Annotated in this window: 5 protein-coding genes and 2 pseudogenes; all 7 read left to right on the top strand. The window is 69.4% G+C overall.

From position 1 onward, the window contains the following. The coding region (locus ACWCRB_RS48645; protein WP_451002192.1) for an ABC transporter substrate-binding protein at positions 1–1,079 on the top strand (1,079 nt) is incomplete at its 5' end. Positions 1,080–1,950: 871 nt separating this feature from the next. Further along, positions 1,951–3,588 carry a carboxylesterase/lipase family protein gene (locus ACWCRB_RS48640; RefSeq protein WP_451002191.1) on the top strand — a complete coding sequence of 546 codons (1,638 nt, stop codon included), beginning with the start codon at positions 1,951–1,953 and terminating at the stop codon, positions 3,586–3,588. Positions 3,589–3,680: 92 nt separating this feature from the next. Further along, a pseudogene (locus ACWCRB_RS48635) lies at positions 3,681–3,930 on the top strand (hypothetical protein); the annotation flags it as partial. Between the two features lie 45 nt (positions 3,931–3,975). After that, a complete protein-coding gene (locus ACWCRB_RS48630) occupies positions 3,976–4,185 on the top strand; it encodes a hypothetical protein (RefSeq protein WP_451002194.1) in 210 nt (69 codons plus the stop codon). 227 nt (positions 4,186–4,412) lie between these two features. Further along, positions 4,413–4,907, top strand: a complete 495-nt coding sequence (locus ACWCRB_RS48625) for a MarR family winged helix-turn-helix transcriptional regulator (protein WP_451002190.1) — start codon at positions 4,413–4,415, stop codon at positions 4,905–4,907. A 154-nt stretch (positions 4,908–5,061) separates the two neighbouring features. Continuing rightward, on the top strand, positions 5,062–5,688 hold the full coding sequence (locus tag ACWCRB_RS48620) for a DsbA family protein (RefSeq protein ID WP_451002193.1): 627 nt from the start codon (positions 5,062–5,064) through the stop codon (positions 5,686–5,688). A 31-nt stretch (positions 5,689–5,719) separates the two neighbouring features. Continuing rightward, positions 5,720–5,886, top strand: a pseudogene (locus ACWCRB_RS48615) (MBL fold metallo-hydrolase); the annotation flags it as partial.

The raw sequence follows: 5,886 nt of genomic DNA, 5'->3' as shown, positions 1-5,886 counted from the left end.
CGTTCGGCGCCGACGCGAGTCCGGCCGCGGCCTCCCCCGCGGGTTCCCGCAGTACGGGCGGGCGGGAGGAGACGCGGACGCTCGACGAGCTCTACCGGGCCGCGCTCGCGGAAGGCGGCAAGCTCGTCGTCTACGCCGGTGGCGACACCCCCACCCAGCAGGACGGCACCAAGGCGGCCTTCAAGGCCCGCTTCCCGGACATCGACCTGACCCTGATCGTCGACTACAGCAAGTACCACGACGTCCGCGTCGACAACCAGTTCGCCACCGACACCCTCGTCCCGGACGTCGTCCAGTTCCAGACCCTCCAGGACTTCCCCCGCTGGGCGAAGGAGGGCCGACTGCTCCCCTACAAGCCCGCCGGATTCTCGAAGGTCTACGACGCGTTCAAGGATCCGCAGGGTGCGTGGGTGGCCACAGGAGCGCTCGCCTTCAGCTTCATGTACAGCACAACCACGGTCGGTTCCGGCGTCCGGCTCACCCCGCGCGACCTGGTCGACCCCACGTGGAAGGGCAAGATCGCCTCGTCCTACCCGCACGACGACGACGCGGTCCTCTACCTCTACACGCTGTACGCCCGGAAGTACGGCTGGGACTGGGTGGCCAGGTTCGCCGCCCAGGACGTGCGGTTCGCGCGAGGCAGCAACTCCCCGGGCGACGCCGTCTTCGGCGGAGAGCTGCCGATCGGCGTCGGCACCGCGGGGTCGGCAGTCCCCTCGACGTCGTCCCCGGTGCGGTTCGTGATCGACGACGGGGTCCCGTTCATGTCCTGGGGGCAGCGGACCGCGATCCTCAAGCAGGCGAAGAACACCACGGCCGCCAAGCTCTTCCTCAACTGGCAGCTGTCGACAGAGATGCAGAACGGTTCCTTCAATGGCTGGTCCGTCCGCACGGACATCACTCCGCCTGCCGGCCTGAAGAAGATCTGGGAGTACCCGAACGGGAACCTGGACGGCTTCCCCCGCTTCATGGAGGACCGCGCCGCGGTCGAGCGCTGGAAGCAGACCTTCGCCCTCTACTTCGGCGAGGTCAAGGGCGACCCGACGCCCGGCGTGCTCGGACTGCGCCCGGGGGCGTAGCGGGAGTGCGAGGCGGGGCCGGGCGTGGGCGGCGGTGATCCGCCGGGCCCGCCACGCCCACGGTGCCGGCGTGGCGGGGCTTCGGGCGGGTCCGGCCGGGTGTCCGCCTCATCAACCGGAGGTGCTCCAGGCCGAAGCGGCGGAGGAACACCCGCCGTCGGCGGCCGCGTCGTCGGCGGGCCCAGGACGCACGCTGTCCAGCGGCACGGCCCGGAAGGCGCCGCCCGTTTCCAGGGCGGGGCGAAGGAGTACGGCCGACCCGGCACGGACTGCTCCTTGCCGTCGGTGTTCTGTCCGCAACTGCGGCAGAACAGCCGGTCCTGGTCGGCCGGGACATCGGGGGGACCGCTGCTCACGTCCGCGGCCGGCACGATGCGCCCGTCGGCTGCCTTCGGCAGCGGCAGGCCGGCGCGCGGTGCACCCCGTGCCGACTCCGCCCAGTCCCGGTCCAGTGCCACGTACAGGGCCCGCACCCACACCGGTGCCGACCGTCAGCGAAGGCTCGACCAGCGTCTTCACCGGCCCGTCCGTACCCACTACCGCGTCCGTGAGCTCGAAGAGCGCATCCCCGCGGGCATGAAGGGCACTCGTAGAACCCGATCCCAAAGCGGGACAATGCTGCGAACGTCTCGCCTGCGGCCCCAGAGGCGGGGAAACTCATACGCGGCAGCCGTTCTCTTGGGTTTCGTTACCCATGCCGTCTCGAGGTTTGGTGAACGGCCGCCTCCGGCGTCGCGGGAAGTACCGCGGATCAGCAAGTCGAACGACAGGTGAGTCAGCGTCGATCCAGGCCATGAATTGAAACGTTTCACAACACTTCAGGGAAACGTCCGGAGCGCAGTCGGCTGCGCTCTCCGAAGGAGGAGGTCTGATGGTGGGCTCGGAAATGAACCGCAGGGCGATGATCGGCAGTTCGCTGTCCGTGGTTGCCGCGATGAGCATGCCTTTCCCGGCGCATGCGCGGCCCGCGGGGAGCACGGTCGTGGCGGCAACCCGTTACGGCAAGGTCCGCGGGAGGCGTGAGGAAGGCATCGCCAAGTTTCTCGGCGTGCCCTATGCCACGCCGCCGCTCGGCGAACTCCGGTTCAAGGCCCCGAAGCCGCTCACAAGGTGGTCCGGCGTACGCGACGCGGTGAGCTTTCCCAACCCGGCGTTCCAGGTGGCGGGCGGTGAGATGGGTCCTGGCGGCAACGGCCGGATGCCGGCTCCCTCCGAGGACTGCCTCTACCTCAACATCTGGACCCCCGCCGCCGACCATCGGCGGCGGCCGGTGATGTTCTACAACCACGGCGGCGGCTACATGATCGGCTCCGGCTCCGCCACCGGGCAGGACGGCACCCACCTGGCGCAGCTGTACGACGTGGTGGTGGTCGAGTCCAACCACCGGCTGGGTCTGCTGGGCTATCTGTTCCTGGGCGATCTCGCCGGCGGCGACTACGCGGCCAACCAGGGGATGCTGGACATTCTCGCCGCGCTGCGCTGGGCCAGGGAGAACATCGAGAACTTCGGCGGCGACCCCGACAACATCATGGTCTGGGGCGAGAGCGGCGGCGGCGCCAAGACCGCGGCTGTCCACACCATGCCGGCCGCCGCGCCGCTGTTCCACAAGGCCTCGATCGAAAGCGCTGCGCCGCTGCGCTTCCCCACCCGCGACGGTGCCACCGCTCGGGCCGGACGCACGCTGGAGTTACTGGGACTGACCACGACGGACATTCCCCGGCTCCATGACATTCCGGCCGCGAGGCTGCTGGAGATCCAGCAGTCCGAAGCCGCGAACGGTGCCCCACCGTGGGGCGACCCCGGCACACTCCCCGGCTTCGGCGCCTTCGTCGACGGCAGCGTCATCCCGCGGCACCCCTTCGCCGACGGCGCCGCGCCCTTCTCGGCCGACAAGCCGCTGATGTGCGGCACCTGCCGTGACGAGACGGTGTTCTTCAGCCTTTTCGGGCCGCGCGACATCTTCGGCATCGACGAGGCAGGGCTGCGCGCCAGACTGAGCAGTACGTATCAGGGCACCGAGCTCGACCGGATCATCCGGACCTTCCAGGCGTCGCGGCCCGGAGCGACGCCGGCACAGCTCTACTTCGCGATCACCACCTCGCCCATCTGGCGCGACTCGATCAAGATCGCGGAGGCCAAACGGGCGCAGCGCGCCGCGCCCGTGTTCATGTACCAGCTCGCCTACCCGAGCCCGACCCTGGTGCCCGGCACCGATTTCCCCATCGGCTCACCGCACGCGTCGGACATCAACCTCAAGTTCGCCAACACCGACAAGGACCTCGGCTCCATCCTCAACGCGGATCAATCACCGGAACGGCTGGCGACCGCACGGCACATGAGCGAACTGTGGGCGGGCTTCGCCCACACGGGCCGCCCCACGGCGGCGGGCGTGCCGAGATGGCCTGCCTACACCCTGACCGACCGTGCCACGATGTGGCTCGACGCCAGGTGCCGGATCGTCAACGACCCGGACAGGACCGAAAGACTGTTCTGGGAGAGCCGCGACTGAGCCGCAGCTTGACGTCTGTCGCCTGTGGCCGAACGTGGCCTCGAACCTGCTGACGTCTTCGGCCGAGTGCCGGACATGAGAGCGGCCTTCGCCTGGTTCCGTACTCCGCCGCAGAGGCACTTCACCAGCACGAAGGGCTGTTCGAGCTGCGTGACGCCCTCTTGCGTGCGGACGGTCCGGTGAAGACTCCGGTCGAGTTGTCTCTGGCGCCTGAGCACCGGCGCGAGAACGGCGCGTTGTACGACGGCGGGGCGGCTGGTCCTGGCGGTCAATGTCGGCAACTGGCTGCGGCCAGATGCCCATACGAGCCCGGACCGGTTGTCCCGCCGTACATACGGTCGGGGCGAGGACTCGTCCCAGACGATCCCAGGGCGGTCCCATTCTTCTGTGGCCGCCCTGGAGCCGGAGCGGACGTCATGGACGACCATGCGTTCCAACGGCTGCGTGTGGCAGGTCGGCGACCGGCCCGTCCTGGTCGTCGCGCATGCGGGCCATGACGTGACCCTCCCGGCTTTCCTGCTCGCGGACCTTCCGGCGGAGCTGCTGGGCGTCTGCACCTGCCGCTGGTGCGACGCTCGGCCTGGGCCGACCACCTGAAGGACAGCCGCCCATCGTCGAAGGCACGTCGGTCGCCGCATACCTGTCGCCGCACACCTTCAGAATGATGAAGCAGACGTTGGGCCGGACAGTTCCCAGACCCCGCGAGCCGGCCGATCCAGATCTCCGTCCCCGCAACGAGGAGACAAAGCGTCCGCCGTCACCCCGCTTGCCGCGGGCATGATCGGTACGGTGTGACCCGGGACGGCGAAAGGGGCGGCGAGGCCGTGAGTGAGCAGGCGGGGGTCAGGACGGCGAAGGAGGCCGCGGATCACGAGCTGATCCTGGCGTTCGGGCGTCTGCAAGGGGCGGCCAACCGGCTGGAGTACATCCTCGGGCGGGCCCTCGAAGTGGAGTGCGGGATCAGCCATCTGATGTACGAGGTACTGCTGATCCTCGGGCGGGCGGGCCTGCCGGGCCTTTCGATGCGGACCATCGCCCAGGAACAGGTCCTGACCACGGGCGGCGCCACCCGTCTGGTGGACCGCATGGAGGCTGTAGGCCTCGTAGCGCGGACCGAGTCCCCCGACGACCGGCGCGCGAAGCTCGTGCGGCTCACCCCGCAGGGCGAGGAGACGACCGTACGCGCCTCTCAGGTGCACCTGGAGAACATCAAGCGGTACTTCGTCGCCCCCCTTCCCGCCGAAGACCTCGAACGGTTCACGCAGGACCTGCGCATCCTCAGCCACTCGGCTCGGGACGTCCTGCCACGCCTCCCCTGACCTGCGCCGAGTTGTCGGCGCTGGTCTACTGACATCATCCGCACGTCGTGTGGCGCGGTTCACAGAACCGTGGAAATATCTGATTAGTCAGTTACTGTTTGATCAGGTGAATCGCCCGCAGTGGGTGGGCGTCATCCCCTTGTCGAGGTCCTCGATGAAGCTGGTCTACGTTTTCGATGCCTACTGCGGCTGGTCCCACGGGTTCTCCGGCACCCTCCGCGAGGTCGTCTCCCGCCACCCCGGACTGCCCGTGGAGGTGGTCTCGGGCGGCCTCTTCGTCGGTGGACGCCGGGTACCGATCCGCGAGTTCGGCTACGTCCAGGGCGCGAACGCCCAGATCAGTGAGCTGACGGGCGCCGAGTTCGGCGACGGCTACGAGCAGCTGATCGCGGACGGTTCGTTCGTGATGGACTCCGAGGCCGCCGCGCGCGGTGTCGCCGCCCTGCGCCAGGTCGCCCCGGACCGCGCGGTCGAGACGGCAGTCGCGTTGCAACACGCCTTCTACGTCGACGGCCGCAGCCTGTCCGACCCCGCCACCTATCGGCAGGTCGCCGAAACGGCGGGGCTGGACACCGACGCCGTCCTCGGCGCCTTCGGCTCGCCCGAGGCACAGGGCGCGGCCGAGGCCGACTTCCGCCGCGCCGCCGAGCTGGGCGTGACCGGCTTCCCCACCCTGCTCGCCGTCGACGGCTCACGCGCCGTCCCCCTGGCCCGTGGCCACGCCACCGCCGACGAGGTGGACCACCGCCTCGCTCCCCTCGGCATCGCCCGCACGTCCTGATCCCCCGCCGTCCCGCACCGAAGGAACACTCATGAGCACGCTCACCTTCAAGATCCTCGACCTCGACTTCCCCGCCGGTGTCAAGAACAAGACCGCCACCCTGGTCACCGGCGAGCACGAGGCCCTCCTGGTCGACGCCGCCTTCACCCGCGCCGACGGACACCGCCTCGCCGCCGAGATCCTCGACTCGGGCAAGAC

It is taken from the genome of Streptomyces sp. NPDC002156, assembly GCF_053593675.1.
This window is presented reverse-complemented; position numbering and strand designations above follow the sequence as displayed.